The organism is uncultured Psychroserpens sp., assembly GCF_947501425.1.
GTDB lineage: Bacteria > Bacteroidota > Bacteroidia > Flavobacteriales > Flavobacteriaceae > Psychroserpens.
The window spans coordinates 225,849-243,467 of record NZ_CANMVN010000006.1 but is presented as its reverse complement, the minus strand read 5'-3'; the positions used below and the strand labels follow the sequence as shown (position 1 = coordinate 243,467).

The following is a 17,619-nucleotide window of genomic DNA, read 5'->3' as shown; positions in this document are numbered from 1 at the left end:
ATAAATATAATAATTATATCATTGAAATTAGTTTTTATCGATATAACTACTTAATTATTAGATAACTTACATTAAAGTTCTCTGATTCATTAAAATTATTTTTTCAGATTCTCAACCCTCTGTTTGAGTGTAGGATGCGAGTAATGTGCAAACACATAAGCAGGATGTGGTGTCAAATTACTCAGACTATTTTTTGACAGCTTCTTTAATGAGGATATCATAGGTTCAGCTTTATACGTTTGCTTTGCATAATTATCGGCTTGATATTCAAAGGCTCGTGAAACATAATTCATTACCAATCCAGTAATTTCTGAAATAGGAGAGTAGAGCAAACCAAAGGCTATCAGTCCAACATGAAAACTAGGAATATCCACACCAAGAGCATTGGAGAGTAAAGGGTTGCTTATAAAGATGGAAAGAATATATAAAGTGAGTCCTGTGAGTGCTATTGAGGTTATAAGGTTGAAGATGATATGATTCTTTTTGTAATGACCAACTTCATGTGCCAAAACAGCAACAATTTCTTCTTCATCAAGATCTTGTATTAAAGTATCAAAAAGTGTGACACGTTTTTCACTGCCAAAACCAGAAAAATAGGCATTTGCTTTAGTGCTTCGTTTTGAACCATCGATGACAAAAATTTTGTTCAAATTGAAACCTACAGACTTAGCATACTCTGAAATCTTATCACGTAAACTTCCATCTTCCAATGGTGTTTGTTTATTAAATAGTGGTACAATTAGTTTAGCATAAAACATGTTTACAATTATGGTGAAGAGTGCGATAACTCCCCAAGCATAGAGCCAAAATTGTTCTTGGGTTTGCTCATAAATCCAGATGATAATTGTAAGTAATCCGCCACCAATAATAGCCATCATAAGTAGTCCCTTGATCTTATCAAGTATGAATGTTCTTTTAGTGGTTTTATTGAAGCCAAATCTGTCCTCAATCACAAATGTCTTGTAATAGCTAAAAGGAGTGGATACGATATCACTTCCCAGCATAATGATTCCGAAGAAGATCAAAGCAATTATAATGGGTTGCTCACTGTAACTTCTGGCAATGTTATCGAAATATTCAAATCCATCCAGAAATAGAAAACCTAAAGTCAACAAGATGGAAAATAATGAACTTAAAATTCCAAAACTATAATTAGTTTTTTTATACGCTTGAGATTTGATATAGTCTTCTTTATCATAAACATCATCAAGTTCAATTGGAATAGGATCATCATAATGTTTAGCATTTAGAGCGTCTAATATTTTGTCTATGATAAAGTTTAAAACAATAATAGATACAATGATGTAGAATAGGGTTGTTGCTGACATATATTATTTGAAATTACGCTGACGTTTTGCCTCAAACACAAGTATTCCAGCAGCTACAGAAACATTCATGCTATCAATGTCACCTTGCATTGGAATGACAATGTTTTGGGTCGAATTCTCTAACCATTCATGACTTAATCCAGTAGCTTCGGTACCAACAATTATAGCGGAAGCTCTGGTAAAATCTTGAGTGTGATATGCTACAGAAGCTTGTAATGCAGCACAATACATCGATACACCTTGTTGATTTAAAAATTGAATAATATCACTTGTAGATCCCATGGCAATTTGGTTGGTAAATACACAACCTACACTAGATCTGATAATATTTGAATTATAAAGATCACCTTTCGGGTTAGCAATGATTACAGCATCCACATTTGCAGCATCAGCGGTTCTAAGAATGGCACCAATATTACCTGGTTTTTCAGGAGCTTCAGCTACAAGGATAAGCGGATTTCCTTTCGGAAATTTTAAATCTTCAATGTTATGCGTTTTGCTTTTTACAATGGCAATAACACCTTCAGTAGTATCACGATAGGCTAATTTTTGAAATACTTCTTTTGAGATCTCAATAGGTTCTGCACCTGACGTTAATAAATGTTGAAGTTGATCTTCAGAAATTAATTCCGAATAATACAAAATGGTTTTAATCTCATAGTTTGCCTTAATAGCTAAAGACAGTTCGCGCTGACCTTCAATAATAAACAGACCTGATTTTTTTCGCTCACGAGATTTTTCCTTTAAAACAATAATTTGCTTTACCAATGGGTTTTGTGTACTCGTAATTTCTTTATGATGCATTAACTAGATATTCGGTATATTTGAATGATTACAAATTTAAGCTTTTATAGCTCAATTGCAATGTGTTAAATCAGAATGAATTCTCTCTTGAGGTAGGAAAATTCTAAATTGACTTGTTATACTATTGATATCAACCTATTGACAATTAACTTTTAAGGTGGTCGTCAATAACGCTACTAATCAAACTATTTTTTTATGAAAGTAAAATTACTATTTCCGCTATTTGCCCTTCTCTTTTCATTAACCACATTTGCTCAAACCATCAATACACAAATAACTCCTTTTGAGGCTTGTGATTTTAACAATGATGGCACAGAACCATTTGATCTAGAGCTTAAAGATGCCGAGATATTAAATGGTCTAAGTCCGAATGACTATGAAATCACCTATCATCTTACATTACAAGATGCAAATAATAATATGAGTCAGTTGCCAAGTCCTTTTAATAATGTTTCAAATCCTCAAACAATCTATGTAAGAGTGTTTGAAAATTCAACAGGTAATTTGGAAATCACAAACTTTGATCTTGTTTTAAATCCAACTCCAGTTGCAGTTTCAAATGAGGCTATAGTTTGTGATGACGAAGTTAATGATGGTATGACTACCTTTGATTTAACACAGTTTGATTTACAATTCATTATGGCAGAGGCTGATTTAACGGTTCAATACCATTTGACATTGGCAGATGCTGAAAATAACACAAACCCAATAGCTAATCCAGAATCGTTTACCAACACAATTCCATACTTTCAAGAGATCTATGTAAGAATTTATAATGTGGCAACAGATTGCTTTACAGCAGGATTTAATACTGTTTTGTATCTTAATGTTGTTGAACAAATAGACATTACTACACCTTCAACTTATGTTGTTTGTGATGATAATGATGATGGTTTTGGTTTTTTCGATTTGAGTACTAAAACATCCGAAATATTAGGAGGAAATCAAAACCCTTCAATTCTTGTAACTTATCATGAAACTCAGACAGATGCAGATCTAGGATCTAATATTTTAGATCCAATTTACACTAATACTACAGCCTTTAATCAAACACTTTTTGTACGAGTAGCTTCAGTATTTGAAGATTGTTATCAAACAACAACTTTAGACTTAGTAGTTGATCCAAATTGTCTTTCGGTATCTCCTTCTGAAATCACGTTTTGTACAGATGATCCAAATTTTGTTGGCGATGTTGACTTAACGTCTCAAAACGAAGAGATTGTGAATGGTCAGGATGTATCAGGATTTAATTTTAGTTATTATTTTACACAAAGTGATGCTGAAAATCAAAGTAATCCGATTACTAACCCAACAGCTTTTCAAACAGGTATTGACCTGCAAACGATTTACGTTTTAGTTGAAGAAATTGGCACTACTAATAGTGTTGTAACCACTTTGGAAATTGCTGGAGGTTTAAATCCAATCATCGCTTTCAATGGTCCTTATACGATATGTGGCGGACAAGAGATTGTGTTAACACCTTTTGTTAATGATGCTAGTGGTCAATATACGTATCTGTGGAGTACAGGAGATACATTCCCAGAAATAGTAGTCTTTACTGGTGGAACATATACAGTCACAGTTATGGATCCAAATACAGGTTGTTCAACTACAATATCTGTTGATGTTATCGAAAGTGATTCACCATTAGTAGAATCACCGGCAGATCTTACAAGCTGTGATTCAAATCCAACCTTTGATCTTACATCTACTATTGATGGGATTCTATTAGGAAATGATCCGCTCAACTTTGAGGTTTCCTTTCATACAGATTTTAATCAAGCCTTTAATGGTGTTAATCCAATTACAAATGCAAGTTCATATACACCAAATAGTTCACCAGAAACTATATACGTGAGAATAGGAAGCCTTGATAGTTTCTGTTTTTCAATGGTTGATTTTAATTTGATAAGCGAAAATTGTCCAATTGATGTGGTTTGTGGCCAGGAACCTGTTAATAATACCTATTGTTATGAACTCAATGATGCAACGCAATATACCTTTACAAGTTCTGATGGATCGCAACTGCAAGTAGTATTTAATGCAGGGCAAGTTGAAAATAATTGGGATGAATTGTATGTGATAGATTCAGATGGAACCACTAACTTAAATCCTGAGGCTACCACTTATGGAAATGATGGAGATCTCACTGGATTGACATTCACTTCATCTGGAGATACTCTAACCATATATGTAGACTCTGATGAGGTGTTTGCGTGCGCTAATCAAAATTACATACCTATTGACTATGATGTGAGCTGTGTAGATCCAAATGCTTTACCAAATTGCACATCGGTTTTAACATCTCCTGAAAATGGGGAAGACAATGTCAACGAAAATACTGACCTTACCTGGACACCTTCATCAGGAGTGGTAGACGGTTATAAACTATCCGTTGGAATCACACCTGGAGGAACAGAACTTCTCGATGCTGTAGATGTTGGTGATGTGCTAACGTATGATCTTGGAACACTTGATTTTGAAGTTACTTACTATGTCACTATCGTTCCTTATAATTCTAATGGAGATGCAATAGAATGTAACGAAGAAAGTTTTACAACTAGAGTCAATCCAAATCAAACAGTAAATTGTGAGGATGGTGTTCTCAATACAACGTACTGCTACGGAAATAATGATGACACCGAGTTTAGTTTTCAAAGTAGTGACGGACAACCATTAACCATAATTTTTAACGCTGGAGCTACAGAAGTTAATTTTGATGAAATATCTATTATTGATTCTGACGGATCATTATTGAATCCTAACTTACCTTATGGTAATTCAGGAAGTTTTACTGGATTGACCTACACATCTTCAGGAAGCACTTTAACTGTGGCTTTTGATACAGATGGTTCAATAAGCTGTCAGTCAGGTAGTAGTTGTTGTACCGAACAATTTGACTTTGATGTATTCTGTGCCTCAACTGTTGGATTTATTCAGGTGAATGCTTTTGTTGATTTTAATACGAATTCTGTATTTGATACCAACGAGCCTAATTTCTATAACGGATATTTTACCTATGAAGTTAATAACGATGGAATGATAAATACTGTAAACTCTTCAACGGGTAGTTTTCAGATCATTAGTACTAATGAAACTGATTCTTATGATATCACATTCAATTTATATGATGAGTCTGAAGCGTGTTATGATATCACTACACTAAGTTTTGATGATGTTAGTGTTTTAACAGGTGAAACGGTAACTCTTGATTTTCCAGTTGTTGAAGAACAAAGTTGTGAAGACCTTGCTGTATATCTTATCAATAATTGGACACCACCAAGACCTGGTTTTACACATAATAACTACCTGTATTTGGAGAATCTTGGGTTTACAACCATTGCCTCTGGTACAGTAGAGTTTACAATTGATCCGCTTTTAGTACTTAATAATACATTTAGTGTTAATCCTGCATACACCATTACCAATACACCAACAGGATTTACAGTCGATTTTGTAAACCTCCAACCTGGAGATCAGGAGAGCATTGGTATTTCTATTTTTTGTCCAGCGTCAGTAGATCTAGGGGAGATTGTTACCAATACAGCAGCATATATAACAGATAGTAATGATCTTGTTGCTAGTAATAATTATTCAACACTGTCAGAAATCGTTGTTGGGTCATGGGATCCGAATGATAAGATGGAAGCTCACGGACCAAGAATCGTATTTGATGATTTTGCAGCATCTGATGAATGGTTATACTACACGATCCGTTTTCAAAACCTGGGAACTTTTCCAGCAACCTTTGTACGAATAGAAGATGCTTTAGATGATCAGTTAGATGAAACAACATTCCAAATGTTACGCTCAAGTCATGACTATGTGGTGACAAGAACTGATAATGATCTGGAGTGGTTCTTTGATAATATTAATTTGCCAGCAGAACAGGATGATGCAGATGGAAGTCAAGGTTTTGTGTATTTCAGAATACAACCTAAAGCTGGTTATGCTATAGGAGATATTATTCCAAATACAGCATCGATTTATTTCGATTTTAATGCACCAGTAATTACAAACAGATTTGATAGCGAATTTGTAGAAGAAAGCTTATCGGTTTCAGAGGTGGATCTAACATCATTCAATATGTATCCTAATCCAGCTAAAGATCAAGTGACTATTGAGCTAAATACTAATACCTTCGGAAATGTAACAGTTCATGTTTACGACCTACAAGGTAAATTGATTATTGATAATCTAATTTCAGAAGATAACACGATGATTATGGATGTTTCAGATTTACATAATGGTATGTATTTCGTGAAGCTGAATACAAACAATAAGACCTTAGTGAAAAAACTTATTATCGAATAGTCCAAATTTTTAAATGTAGTTGCATATGAAGCCTCAGATTTATTCTGAGGCTTTTTTTTGTAAACTATTGGCATTACCTTCGTCTAAGCATAAAATCAAAACTTATAACTAATGAAACTCAAAACTGCACTCGTATGTTTACTCGTTGTTTTTTCGTCTTGCAAAGAGGATAAATCAACAACAACTGTTGAATCTGTTGATTACTCCAAAGAAGAACTAGATGTCACTACTAGTGTATACCCTGAAACAATTACCAAGGTTTTTGATGCCCATGGAGGAATTGATACTTGGAAAAAAATGCAAACTTTAAAGTTTACTATTAAAAAAGAATCTGGTGATGAGGTAACAACTACTGATCTTTACAACCGAAGCTCACACATTGATATGCCTAATCATATCATTGGCTATAATGGTGATAAAGTTTGGTTGTTTAATAAGGGCGAAGCAGAATACAAGAACAACCCTAGATTTTATTATAATCTCATGTTTTATTTCTATGCTATGCCGTTTATTTTAGCTGATGACGGTATCATTTACGAAGATGTAGAGCCATTAGTTTTTGAAGGCAACTCTTATCCTGGAATCAAAATTTCATATGAAAGTGGCGTAGGAGAATCTCCTGAAGATGAATATATTTTATATTACGATTCTGAAACTAATGAAATGGCATGGTTAGGCTATACTGTGACTTATTTTTCAAAAGAGAAGAGTAAAGAATTTCACTTTATAAAATATAGCGATTGGCAAACGGTAAACGGACTTAAATTGCCTAAAACCTTAACTTGGTATAATTATGAAAATAATATGCCAACCACGAAACGAAACGATCTTGAATTTGCAGATATTGTGCTTTCTAAGGAAAAAACAAAAGCAAGACTTTTTGATACACCAGATGAAGCTATCATTGTAGAGTAGTGTAGAAGAGAATAAAAATAAAAAAGACCTGTTATACATTGTACAACAGGTCTTTTGATATTCATATATCAAAAATTAATCCTGATTCTCATACTTTTCAGAGTAGCGTTTCCACAGTTTAGTTTGATGGGTTTCCAAACTTATGAGTCTACCATCAATAAAAGCATGCGTGATGATATTCGTTCTCATGTCTAATGCATCGCCTTCACTAATAAAGAGAGTGGCGCTTTTACCAACTTCCAGTGATCCATAAGCATCATCAATACCTAAAATCTTAGCAGGATTCAAAGTAATTAATTGTAGCGCCTGTTCTTTAGTTAAACCATAAGCCACAGTTGTTCCTGCATAGAATGGAAGGTTACGGGAATTCATACGTTCCATTTGTCCGCTGGTTTCCAGAGCTACAGTAACACCACTATTGTGAAGTAGCTTAGCTAATTTAAACGGCATATCGTAATCATCATCGGTTCGACCTGGACGTGAATGTACACGTTGTAGTAATACTGGGATATCATTTTTATTAAGCATATCGGCAACTTTATATGCTTCATAACCACCAACAATAACCATTGATTTTACATTATGCGATTTGGCAAAATTTACCGCATCAATAATTCCTTTTTCATTACCTACATTGATGTATAAAGTTTTACTACCATCAAATAATCCGTTTGTCGCTTCATATGGCAAATTTACAGTTGATCTGTCACCTTGCATATAGGCCTTTGTTGCATTAAAACAATCACTAATCTCATTCACTTGAGCATCATAGTTTTTATTGGGTTTTGATGCAGGATCTTCTCCTAGCCACCATCGTCCTCTTACAAATGGACTTGGCCAACTCATATGGATGCCGTCGTCTTCTTTAATGACTGCATCTTCCCAGTTCCAGGCATCAAACTGTACAACAGATGAGGTTCCTGCTATCCGTCCGCCTCTTGGTGTGATCTGTCCTATCAGCACACCATTTGGACGCATAGATTCTACAATCTTTGACTCAGCATTATAAGCAATTAAACTTCGTACGTGAGGCAACCATGATCCTAATTCTCTATCGTCATTAGTAGCTCTTACAGCACCAATTTCAACAAGACCTAATGTAGAGTTTGGTACAATAAACCCTGGATAAACATGTTTTCCACGAGCGTCAATTACATCCATTTTAGAACCATCAACTTTTACTGTAGTCCCATCTAATACCTGAGTGAGTTTTCCGTCTTCAAAAATGATCAAACTGTTAGTAATAACAGTACCATCACCAATGTGTGCAGTCGCTCCTGTAATGGCAATAGCTTTGCTTTGCTTTGGAGCAGGTGTTTGTTGTGCAAATCCTAAATACAAACTTAGAAGCGCAACAATTAATGTTATGTGTATATGTTTCATTGTCATAGTTTTAATGTTGTTGGTGATCTAAGTAGTCACAATGCATTTGTTCTTTTTCTTTCTTCTTGATTGGCTGTGTTTTCAAGCCTTTATTCTTGGCTTTCATCATCTGGTTGATCAATTCACTTTTCTCCTTTTTGATCTGAGCACGTAGCATTTCATCTCGTTTGATATCAAAATAGGTCACACCTTCAATAATTGTTTTTTCTGCTTTGGCATAGATTGACATTGGATGGTCAGACCATAGCACGACATCGGCATCTTTTCCAACTTTTATACTTCCAACGCGATCATCAATATGTAATAACTTGGCAGGATTTAGTGTTACAAATTTCCAGGCCTCTTCTTCACTGACACCACCATATTTAACCGATTTAGCAGCTTCCTGATTTAAACGTCTTGACATTTCGCTGTCATCACTATTAATAGCTACAGTAACACCAGCATTGTGCATGATTGCTGCATTATACGGAATAGCATCATTAACCTCGTATTTGTAAGCCCACCAATCACTAAAGGTTGATCCGCCCACACCATGTTCAGCCATCTTATCTGCAACTTTATAACCTTCTAAAATATGTGTGAATGTGTTCACTCTGAAATCAAATTTTTCAGCAACTTTCATCAACATATTGATCTCACTTTGTACATAGGAGTGACAAGAGATAAAACGTTCTTTATTGAGAATTTCAGCTAATACTTCCATTTCAATATCTTTTCTGTAAGGTTTTCCGCTTTTCTTAGCTTCGTCATACGCTTTGGCGCGATTGAAATAATCCATATACAATTGCTCAACACCCATTCGGGATTGTGGAAACCTAGCAAAACTTGACCAGTTGGATTGTTTTACATTTTCTCCGAGAGCGAATTTTATAAATTTCGGACTATCATTATAAATGAGATTATCTGCAGATTCTCCCCATTTTAATTTGATAATTGCTGAACGTCCGCCAATTGGATTTGCCGAACCGTGTAGTATTTGAATAGAGGTAACACCTCCTGCAAGATTTCTGTAAATCCCTATATCTTCTTCGTCAATCACATCTTCTATACTCACTTCAGCAGAAGAGTTATGTCCTCCTTCATTAATGGAAGCAGCAGCAATATGTGAATGCTCATCAATAACACCAGCAGTTAAATGCTTACCTGTAGCATCAATAACTGTAGCACTGCCATCGGATAGATTTGAACCTATTTTAGCAATCTTTCCGTTCTTGATCAGGACGTCAGTATTTTCCATGATGCCGTCATCCTCATTGGTCCAAACTGTAGCATTTTTAAAGAGTAAAGTTTCTGCTTGCGGAAGTTTATCAAAACCATAAGCCATATTTGGATAGGTAATAGGAACTGTTTCTTTAGCAGATTTCTGAGTCGCTTCTTTTTTATCATCAGCTGATGTTTTATCATCTTTTTTAACTGTTTTTGAAGCATAGAAGGTCATTTCATTGCCATCTGGAAATACAGCTTTACCATTTAAAGCATTCGGATTGGTAACATTGGCTACCAATCTGATAAATTTCTGCTCTGTCGAATCTTTTGTCGTCATAGAAATATGTACCCAATCATCAGCATAAGCCACTTTCGATCCACGAGTTTTGTTATCACTTGTAATTTCAGATTTCAGTTTACTCAATGATCCTTTTAAGGTCATCTTATAGGCTTCACCAGCAAGTGTAAATTCGTAATCACCTCGTATATCAGTAATATTCATGTCTTCAAGAACAGTCTTTTGTCCCTGAACCCAGTTTTCATAAAGCGTCGTTTTTTTGTCAAATATGTCTCCTGAAGTAATCAGAAAATTAGCATAAGCACCTTTTTGAAGTGAGCCAATTTCCGAAGATTTTCCAAGAACTTCAGCTGGAATTGTTGTCAACGCTTCTAAAGCTTTCTCTTTTGAAAGTCCGTATTCTATAGCTTTCATCACATTAGACATAAACATCTTAGGCGATTTAAGATCGTGTGTTGTAAAAGCAAATCTCACACCATTTTCAGCGAGTACTTTTGGGTTAGAAGGCTCTTGATTCCATGCTCTCATATCACTCAGCGCGAGAGATCGGCTTAAATATGCATTTTCTACATCATAGGCATTCTGAAAGTTTACAGGAATTAGATAAGTTGCATTAGTGGCTTTAACATCCTTGATGCGTTCATACTCATCGCCACCACCAAGAATGACAAATTGGATTCCGAATAGATCTCCAATTTTATCAGCACGAAGCGCATTGGCTCTACTACCAGCTCCAAAGATCTGAACCAGATTTTTATTAGCATTCAAAGCTTCCAATGACAGGTCTCTGGTTTTACTATTGCCTTTGGCATACCAGTCTGCATCATAATGCATTTGTTTTAATAAAGCAATACTACCCATAATTGAACCAGGATACGATTGTCTCGAGGTCACACTTTTACTAAAGGAAAAGTATTGACCAGAATTAGGATTAAGGATACGCATCGAATTATCAGCTTCAGAATTTAGTGCAACTAAAGTTCCGGTTCCTCTAATGATACCATTTTCAATATGTGTGTTCACAACACCAAATCCAGCTTTTATCAAATCTTTAGCCGATTTTGAATCAAAGTTGAATTTTTCGATGGCCTTGTTTTCTGGCATTACATGGTCATTCCAGTAGTAACCAGTTCGGCTTGGTCCATATTGCGGACCGTTACCTCCTCTGACGCGTTCAGGTTTCTTTACGCCAAAGGTAGAGTACGCATCAATAAATGAAGGATAAATACTCTTACCATCTAGGTCAACTACAGTTGAGTTTTTAGGAATACTTACCGTTTTTCCTGAAGCTATAATTTTGCCATCTTTAATCAATAAAGTACCATTCTCAATGACTTGAGTCGGTGTGACGTAAATTTTAGCATTCGTAAAAGCGTGGTAATTGGTGTTGGAGGTTTTTACACCATCGTTCTTGGGGAAATAGTCTTGTGCAAATAATGCAAAACTGCAAAAGCAAAGCGCTATTGCAAACTTTATTCTATTCATATAAAAAGGTTGATTGTTAATTCCTTCTAAAGATAAAAATTAAGAGAGTAAGTCTTACTAAAAATGAAAGTTTTAACGTTTACTCAATCGGATGCGTTTTATGGTAATTGACCAAAAGTGCTACAACATAACTGTAACTTTCCATGCCACCAGCTTGATTATTAGACTTTAAAAAGTTATTGTATGTGGCTTTGAATAAGGGTTCGGTCGGATTTTGATAAGCATCCCAGAAATCTCTAACCTCACGATAATTTAATAATACGCCTTTATTTACTGTTTCTATAAGTGTGTCGTACATCTTAGGATCTCGTTTGTAAGTTTCATGCAGACAATGACGTAGCGCAAAGGCATAGCCGGAATAATTAAAATAACGATCGGGATGATGCATAGCAGCCATACTACCAATAAAATTGGCTTCATTTTCGGCAGCATATCCTAATTGATGCGCAACTTCATGGCTTCCAGTGGTTGGAAACTTAAAGGTTGGGATCAAGCCATCAATTTGGGCTTCATTAGTAAACGGATTTAAATACCCCGAAAATCCCATATAAGTCAATGGTAAACTATAAATAGAACGTTTGATACTTCTGGGTTCATATGCTAAGTAAGGAAACACTTCCGATAACGCATCATAACCATCTGGTACCATTTTTAGAACTTGAGCTTTGGAGTAGGGCATGATGACTTTAGCCGAATCATGGTCAGCAACATCCTTATGGATTGTATTTACCTTAGTTATTAGCTGCTTTGTAAGGTCTATTAATTCTTCAGTGGAGTAGTCGTTTTCTATTTTCAACGACTCGTGTAGAGGCAATCGATAATAGTTAAAAGCCCAAAGGACATGAAACGCAAAATAGCCCACAGAAATAGCTGAAAGCACATCCAAAAGCCATTGCTTTGTGGTTTTGATCATGCGTCTTCTATTGGTAAAAAGCCATCTTAGAATGTACACTATCAATAAGGTGTAAAGCACATCACCAACAGAAAATGGCAACCAGCCAAACGCATATCGCATCCCTTTTGAGATCCAGATGTAGATACCATGGCTGTAGACTGATTCCACAAAATTTGGAAAATAGGCAAGGACCTTCAGTAGAATGATCTGAGGAATAATAGATAAGGCGATGATGAGCTTTTTATGTTTCAGCATGACTCAAAAATACTAATTTTTAGAACCCAAACCTCAGGATTGTTTGCCGATTTGGTGACCTGCTTTTCGTTATATCTTTTTGTGTGTTCTCGATACAATGCTTCCTGCGTCGCATCACTCAAACTGACACAAAAAGGATGCCACTTCAATCAGGAGTAGTGAGAGTGGTTCTTGTTTTTTTGTTTGCTTATCAGATTAATCACATCATGATCTTTTCAAAAACACTAAAAGAACGTACCTTTGTTAAACTAAAAAAATAAGATAATGAGCTCAGAAATAAGACAACTGGAACCTAAAGAACTCTGGAATAAATTTGCCGATCTAAATGCTGTTCCTAGACCTTCAAAAAAAGAAGAACGTGTGATTAAATTCATGAAAGATTTTGGTGCTGGTTTAGGTTTAGATACTATAGAAGATGAAGTTGGTAACGTGATTATCAAAAAACCTGCGACTGCTGGTATGGAAGATCGAAAAACCATCGTCATGCAATCGCATTTGGATATGGTACACCAAAAAAATAACGATACGGTTTTCGATTTTGATACCCAAGGTATCGATATGTATGTGGATGGCGATTGGGTAAAAGCCAAAGGTACTACGTTGGGAGCCGATAACGGACTAGGAGTTGCAACCATCATGGCTATTTTAGAAAGTAAAACTATTCCACATCCTGCTATTGAAGCTTTATTTACTATTGATGAAGAGACAGGTATGACTGGTGCTATGGGACTCAAAGGCGGATTGCTTAAAGGGGAGATCCTTTTAAACCTTGATACTGAAGAAGACGACGAAATTGGAGTAGGTTGTGCAGGTGGTGTGGATGTCACTGCCACAAGAACGTATGAGCAGGAGGAGACTCCAGAATTTAAAATCGGATATAAAATTAGTGTTAAAGGTTTACAAGGTGGACATTCCGGAATGCAAATCCATGAAGGACTCGGTAATGCCAATAAAATCATGAACCGCTTGTTATTTGATGGTTTTGAAAATTTCGGATTACGTATTTCAGACATTGATGGTGGAAGTTTACGTAATGCCATTCCCAGAGAGAGCAATGCTACAGTGGCTATTGATGCTATTCATGAGGACGCATTTGTGTCTGAAATGAACGCTCTTGCTAATGAGATCAAATTAGAATTCAAAACGATGGAGCCTGAATTGGTGATTGAGGTATCTAAAACAGAGACACCAACACATATCATGAATCTTGGTGTACAAGAAGGACTTACCAGAGCAATTTATGCGGCTTTAAATGGTGTGTATCGTATGAGTCCTGATATTCCAGAACTTGTAGAGACCTCAAACAATATTGCGCGTGTCATCGTTAAAGATGGAGATATCAAGATTGCGTGTTTAACGCGTAGTTCTGTTGAGAGTTCTAAATGGGACCTTGCCAATGCATTACGTGCTACTTTTGAATTAACAGGATGTGAGGTTGAGTTTTCTGGTGATTATCCAGGATGGAAACCTAATATGGATTCTGATATATTAAAGGTGATGGTTCCGCTATACAAACAATTAAACAATGGTGAAGAACCACATGTGGCTGCTTGTCACGCTGGATTAGAATGTGGAATTTTAGGGACTAATTATCCGGAAATGGATATGATTAGTTTTGGACCGAATATCAAAGGAGCACATTCACCTGATGAGCGCGCTCAGATTTCTTCGGCTGAAAAGTATTGGACCTTTGTTCTTGAGATTCTAAAACATATTCCGAAGACATAGATAACAGATTATCTGTCATTCAAAAAGCGCTTAGCGACTGAAGAATCTAATAAAAAAAGCCTTTCATTACGAAAGGCTTTTTTATGTTTTATAATAGCGACTTACTCTTTAATTTCAGTCATTTCCAAAATAAAAGTAAGATCGGTGTTTGGTCGTATACCACCACGTCCACGCTCGCCATACGCTAAGTGAGATGGTAAATAAAAGAATGCTTTTTCACCAGCACTCATAGACGCTATAGCTTCTTTAAACCCAGAAATCATTTGAGCATCAGGTTGAATAGGCATTTCTGATGCACCATACATTCCTGCATCTTCACGACGCTCATCGTACATGTCGTACTTTTTAGCAACTTCAGATCGATTACTATCAAATAAACGACCATCGGTAAAATAGCCTTCATAGATAATCATAGCACGATCACCAGTTTTGGCTTTTGCTCCAGTACCTTTAGTAATCACATATTTTTTAAGACCAGAAGGCATGGTTGTTGCCTTAGAGGCATAGTCATCTAATGATGGTTTTAATTCAGCTGCAGCCTTAGCAATGGTTTCTTCGCGCTTAATTCGTTTTTCTTCAGCAGCAAAACGCGCATCTTCTAAAAGGTCTTCGATGTTCTGTTCTACATTTGGTAATTCATCTTCAAATACTTTAGGTGCATTGAACGATTTTGCAGCCGATCCTTTTCTGATGATGTTGACTTTAGTCATGTACACATTCTCTAAAGGTTTGTTGCTGCCACGTTGTACAGGCACATTTGATATAGAATCCTGTACATCGATACCTTTTACCAATTCACCAAATACCGAATGACAACTCACTCTTGGTTGGTCACATGGTTTTAAATTTCCGTCGGCATCAAAAGCATCTCCTCTTGGATAAGGAGCCTCAGTGATGAAGAATTGTGTGCCATTAGTGTTGACTCCTCCAGAATTTGCCATAGAAAGAATTCCAGGTTTATCGTGTTTCAATTCAGGATCGAAATCGGCTGTAAAGCGATAACCTGCATTTCCACTACCAGTGGCCGTGTGGTCTCCACCCTGAATCATAAACTTATTCATGACGCGATGAAAGGTCAAACTATCATAAAATGGTTTTCCTTTGAATTCATCGGCAACCATTGGGTGATTTCCTTCAGCAAGTGCGACAAAGTTGGCAACTGTTACAGGTACTTTTTCGAAAAATAACTTAGCAATCATAGTGTCTTTAGACGTGATGATTTCTGCGTAGAGTCCGTCCTCAAGATCAGGATATTCTTCCTTACAAGATGTTGCTGATACTATCAAGCATAGCATTAAAATTTGGAGTGTTCTGCTTATCAATTTCATTGTGTATTGATTTCTTTTTGTTAATTAGTGATTTTTATTATTCGTTGTTTTTGATACTGTTTACGGTGACTCTACACATCAATGGGATGTTCGTTCCAATGCGGTTATTGTCACCATAGTAGCCATAAGCTTTTTGAGATGGAAATAAGAATGTTGCAGATTCGGTAGGCTTCATCAGTTTTAAGCCTTCTCGTAATCCCGTAAAAATTTCTTCCTGATCCATAGCATAGGTTTGAGGTCCTAACTCTTGCTGCGAGTAGATCACATTTCCGTTGAGATCTTTAACATCGTAATCAAAGTTGATGACATCTCCAAAGCCAGCAGTAATGGTATCGATTTCTACTTTCGTGTGGTAGTAATACCAAAATCCGCTTTCGGAAGCCACATAGTCATACTCAGGATTCTGACTCATGATGTCTTCAATACGTTTGCGTTCTCGTTCGTTGAGTTTTTTATTTCGTTCGGCAGATTCTTTAATAAACGAACCTGATTGTACCTGCTCTGGTTTACGAGCTTCAGGTGATTTGCAGCTCGCTACTAGTAGGAGTAAAATAATTAATTTTGATACTATCTTCATTATGCTTTGAGGTCTTGTTCGTATTGAGGCAAGATACTAATAAATTTTTCAATGGTATCCTTCATATTCATATCACTTTTTCCACCTGCAGCATTGGTATGACCTCCACCACTAAAATGCTGACGTGATAATTCATTTACCGAAAAATCACCTTTACTACGCAAAGAGATCTTAATAATATTTTCCTGTTGATTTTCAATAAAAATAGCGGCAAATACAATGCCTTTTAAGGATAAACCATAGTTGACAAAACCTTCAGTATCTCCTTTTTTGAAATTAAAGGTATTGAGTTCCTCTTGTGATAAAGTGATATAGGCAGTGCGATATTCTGGAATGACCTTTAAATTACTCAAGGCTCTTCCTAGTAGTTGCAAACGTTCGTAACTATTGGTGTCGTATATATTATTATGAATATCAGAATTACGAGCCCCTTTTTCAATCAACTGTCCGATAATTTGGTGTGTAGCACTGGTGGTTGACGGAAAACGGAACGATCCAGTATCTGTCATGATCCCAACGTAGAGACAGGTTGCAATATCACTATCGATCTTATCTACATCACCCAACATTTCAATGAAATTATAAACCATTTCACAGGTAGATGACATCGTAGCATCAGAGTACATATAGGTCGCATAGTCATCTGGCTGCTGATGATGATCGATCATGATCTTAATGCCTTCGGAAGCAGACACAGCAGCTTCCATATGTCCAATACGTCCAAGCGAATTGAAATCTAAGGTAAATATAATATCGGCATCGTTGATGTATGAATCACTGTCGTCTTTTTGTGTCTCATATTTCAGAATAGAAGATTCATCTGGCATCCATTTTAAAAACTCAGGATAGTCATTAGGTGCAATGACCATGACGTTATGCTGTCCTTTTTTGAGATAATGGTATAAGCCTAATGTAGACCCAATCGCGTCTCCATCTGGATTTTTATGTGGAATGATAACAATGGCTTTAGGTGAATTTAAAAGCGCTTTTATGCTATTAATGTCGTCTGTATTCATAGTCAGCGAAGATACAATTTTTTAATATTGGATTATACTGAATTTTTAAAGAAATGTATTACTTTTGCACCGAATTTAAAAAAT

Annotated in this window: 11 protein-coding genes; 3 read left to right on the top strand and 8 right to left on the bottom strand. The window is 36.0% G+C overall.

All coding sequences use genetic code 11. The features are described 5' to 3' along the window. Window positions 1-95: 95 nt before the first annotated feature. On the bottom strand, window positions 96-1,328 hold the full coding sequence (locus Q0951_RS11100; RefSeq protein WP_299336843.1) for a M48 family metallopeptidase: 1,233 nt from the start codon (window positions 1,326-1,328) through the stop codon (window positions 96-98). Window positions 1,329-1,331: 3 nt separating this feature from the next. Continuing rightward, window positions 1,332-2,132 (bottom strand): RNA methyltransferase, encoded by an 801-nt coding sequence (locus Q0951_RS11095; RefSeq protein WP_299336842.1) that lies wholly within the window; start codon window positions 2,130-2,132, stop codon window positions 1,332-1,334. Between the two features lie 195 nt (window positions 2,133-2,327). Here Q0951_RS11095 and Q0951_RS11090 point away from each other — a divergent pair, with 195 nt between their 5' ends. Together Q0951_RS11090 and Q0951_RS11085 are read left to right on the top strand one after the other, a co-directional pair. Beyond that, a complete protein-coding gene (locus Q0951_RS11090) occupies window positions 2,328-6,446 on the top strand; it encodes a T9SS type A sorting domain-containing protein (RefSeq protein ID WP_299336841.1) in 4,119 nt (1,372 codons plus the stop codon). 111 nt (window positions 6,447-6,557) lie between these two features. Beyond that, window positions 6,558-7,361: a DUF6503 family protein gene (locus Q0951_RS11085; protein WP_299336840.1), complete on the top strand. Its 804-nt coding sequence runs from the start codon at window positions 6,558-6,560 to the stop codon at window positions 7,359-7,361. A gap of 75 nt (window positions 7,362-7,436) precedes the next feature. Here Q0951_RS11085 and Q0951_RS11080 read toward each other — a convergent pair whose 3' ends face one another. From Q0951_RS11080 to Q0951_RS11070, 3 genes are all read right to left on the bottom strand, one after another. Continuing rightward, complete coding sequence (locus Q0951_RS11080; RefSeq protein WP_299336839.1) at window positions 7,437-8,744, bottom strand: amidohydrolase family protein; 1,308 nt, start codon at window positions 8,742-8,744, stop codon at window positions 7,437-7,439. A 10-nt stretch (window positions 8,745-8,754) separates the two neighbouring features. Next, window positions 8,755-11,736, bottom strand: coding sequence for an amidohydrolase family protein (locus Q0951_RS11075; protein WP_299336838.1), 2,982 nt, complete (start codon window positions 11,734-11,736; stop codon window positions 8,755-8,757). A 79-nt stretch (window positions 11,737-11,815) separates the two neighbouring features. After that, the gene (locus tag Q0951_RS11070) at window positions 11,816-12,886 is read right to left on the bottom strand and encodes a DUF3810 domain-containing protein (RefSeq protein ID WP_299336837.1); all 1,071 of its coding nucleotides are present in this window, start codon (window positions 12,884-12,886) and stop codon (window positions 11,816-11,818) included. A 264-nt stretch (window positions 12,887-13,150) separates the two neighbouring features. Here Q0951_RS11070 and Q0951_RS11065 point away from each other — a divergent pair, with 264 nt between their 5' ends. Then, window positions 13,151-14,614 carry an aminoacyl-histidine dipeptidase gene (locus tag Q0951_RS11065; protein ID WP_299336836.1) on the top strand — a complete coding sequence of 488 codons (1,464 nt, stop codon included), beginning with the start codon at window positions 13,151-13,153 and terminating at the stop codon, window positions 14,612-14,614. A 101-nt stretch (window positions 14,615-14,715) separates the two neighbouring features. Here the strand turns inward: Q0951_RS11065 and Q0951_RS11060 are convergent, their stop codons facing one another. From Q0951_RS11060 to Q0951_RS11050, 3 genes are read right to left on the bottom strand one after another with little or no spacing between them, the layout of a single operon-like run. Continuing rightward, a complete protein-coding gene (locus Q0951_RS11060; protein WP_299336835.1) occupies window positions 14,716-15,942 on the bottom strand; it encodes a peptidylprolyl isomerase in 1,227 nt (408 codons plus the stop codon). Window positions 15,943-15,979: 37 nt separating this feature from the next. Then, a complete protein-coding gene (gldI, locus tag Q0951_RS11055) occupies window positions 15,980-16,519 on the bottom strand; it encodes a gliding motility-associated peptidyl-prolyl isomerase GldI (RefSeq protein ID WP_299336834.1) in 540 nt (179 codons plus the stop codon). After that, on the bottom strand, window positions 16,519-17,535 hold the full coding sequence (locus Q0951_RS11050; protein WP_299336833.1) for a bifunctional oligoribonuclease/PAP phosphatase NrnA: 1,017 nt from the start codon (window positions 17,533-17,535) through the stop codon (window positions 16,519-16,521). The genes gldI and Q0951_RS11050 overlap by 1 nt, the downstream gene beginning before the upstream one ends. Between the last annotated feature and the right edge of the window lie 84 nt (window positions 17,536-17,619).